Source organism: Bacillus haikouensis, assembly GCF_013179555.1.
Lineage (GTDB): Bacteria > Bacillota > Bacilli > Bacillales > Bacillaceae_B > Rossellomorea > Rossellomorea haikouensis_A.
Window position 1 is genome coordinate 1 of record NZ_JABMCR010000156.1, and the last position, 2303, is coordinate 2303.

General features: G+C 42.8%; 3 protein-coding genes. 2 read left to right on the plus strand and 1 reads right to left on the minus strand.

Going from position 1 to position 2303, the window contains the following annotated elements; all coding sequences use genetic code 11:
• Nucleotides 1–152: 152 nt before the first annotated feature.
• On the minus strand, nt 153–281 hold the full coding sequence (locus HP456_RS14760; protein WP_172252410.1) for a YflJ family protein: 129 nt from the start codon (nt 279–281) through the stop codon (nt 153–155).
• A gap of 379 nt (nt 282–660) precedes the next feature.
• Here HP456_RS14760 and HP456_RS14765 point away from each other — a divergent pair, with 379 nt between their 5' ends.
• Both HP456_RS14765 and HP456_RS14770 read left to right on the plus strand, forming a co-directional pair.
• Complete coding sequence (locus HP456_RS14765) at nt 661–1830, plus strand: hypothetical protein (RefSeq protein WP_172252412.1); 1170 nt, start codon at nt 661–663, stop codon at nt 1828–1830.
• A gap of 33 nt (nt 1831–1863) precedes the next feature.
• Nucleotides 1864–2303, plus strand: a 440-nt coding sequence (locus HP456_RS14770; protein WP_172252414.1) for a hypothetical protein, incomplete at its 3' end; no start/stop codon positions are given.

Here is a 2303-nt window from a genome sequence, read left to right on the forward strand (position 1 = left end):
TCTCTGTGAATGTTTTTTTACTCATGATGTTTCCCCGATTTCTACTAGTTGTCTATTTGTCATTATACAAAAAAATACCCTATAGGTAGACTTTTTTTAAGTGTCTACTCTATAGGGTACATTTTAATACGAAGGCCGTCCCTCTTTATCTATTATTTAGTACGTTCTAGTAAATTAGCAAGAACGTGTTTCTTGTATGATTCCACTTTACGTTCCTCGTAGCGGCGTACGCCTGCTTTTTTAAGTTCTTCCACGTACCATCCTTTGCTTCCTACATGCATGTGAAAACATCCTTTCTATGAGTAAATATTGTTTGACCTCTCACTAACTTGGGTAGAGAGTTGATGGAGATTTCTTACGGTTGTACATTGTAACATCTGAGTTTTTTCGTTTAAAGGGCTGCAAGGAAATTTTTCGGATTCGGGCTTTTCTGAAAATATTACTCGGGAAAAAATCATTTTTTATAGAAAAAGTGATCCAAACCTAAACCTCTTCCGTTAGCTTTATGGAATGTTGATTTTCTTGGTGAGATTTCTGCCGGATTTTTATGTGGTGCCAGGCACAATTTCAAAGGAATTGTCCTCAGGTACGGAATTCACTCACAGAGCCAATAAAAAATCTTCGAGATTAGTTTCTTTTGGAAGGAGGTGACAAGACGACGTGCATAAACGACTAATAGGTGCTTTCGTTTTACTGGGAATCCTCAGCATTCCTTCTTTCGCTTCAGCAGAGGGAGGATTGCTTTCTACGGTTACAGATGAAGTGGACTCTGTTGCGAACGAGGTCATTTCAGTAGAAGAAAAGGAACCCGCTCCTGACGAGGAGGGGGACAAGTCTTCACATGATAGTCTTTCACATGATGATGGGAAAGAAACCCGAAAGAATGTGATTTCTTCTGCGGTTGATACAGTCTCTGACACTGTAGGGAATACAACGGGCACTGTGTCGGGTACGGTAAACTCTGTGACTCGGGAAGTGAGTGACACGGTGAATGAAACCGTGGAGACTGCAACTGAACCGGTTACAGATATAACAGGGGGTTCGGCCGCTCCTGTAACTGATACCGTTAAATCAACAACAGAGTCAGTGACGAAGACGGTCCGAAATACAACCAAATCTGTCACAACTACGGTGGAAACCACTACGGAGAATGTGACTGAAACGGTTGAAGACACAACAAAGCCTGTAACAGATCCACTTACTGATGACGAGCCTTTGCTTGAAGTCAACGTATCGGAAAAGCCTGATGTGAAAGTTGATACAGAGGTCATTGAAACGGAGGTTTCAGAAGATTCAACTGTTAAACTGGAGACAGGAACAACTGAGACTGATGCAGGAAAAAGTCCATCTGTTAATGCAGAGGAAGAGGCTGATGCCATTCCTTCAGCGGATGTAAATGAGAAAACCGGCGAAACGGTTTCTGATAAATCTGCAGGGCCAAGTGCAGATGCTGAAAACAGTATGAACAAAGCCCGGAAATTAGAAAAATCCATAACGGCCAAAGAGTCTGAATCGGCACCACCTGTAACAAAGAAGGTGAAAACCGACGAAACAAAAGACAGACTACCATTGATACCTGATAAGAAAATGGAGCCGATCGTGACGAATACCACGATGCAGCCGGGGGCCGGCCAATCCACGGGCACAAGTGGAATGAACGGATCAACGACCATCTCGAACAGCCACTGGATTGTGTGGGACAACGATGCGAATCGTGTCAGATTCCTGCGATCCGATTTCAATGGGAACCAAAATCTATATTATGATCAGTGGTTGAACGCACCACCGTCCCAGCCACCTCAAACTTCTCTTCTTTACAAAAGTATATAAACCTAAAAACTTTTAAAAGGAGAGAATACTAAAATGAGAAAAAGCGTATTTAGAACATTAGCATTTACAGGTGGATTAGCAGCAGCATTAGCATTCGGAGGTCAAACCAGTTTTGCGGCAGACAACGATTCTTTGTTGGATCGTGACGGAGGATTGGCAGAAGATATTAATATTCTTGATTCAGAAGATGGCTTGCTGGAAGGGTTAAACCTCGGAGGATCAGATGATGAATCAAAATCAGATATCAACGCTGACACGGATGCAGATGTCATGAATGACACTGTTGTCGATGAGGAACGTGATACAGCTTCTACACATAACGGTGCCGAAGCAGATTCAAATGTGAACGCAGCTGTTGAAGGAGAAGACGAATCAGCGGAAGTGAATGCAGATACGGAAGCTGACGTGAAGAATGAAACAGTAGTGGATGAAGAAAATGAAACTGCGATGACTTCCACAGAAGCAGGTGCATC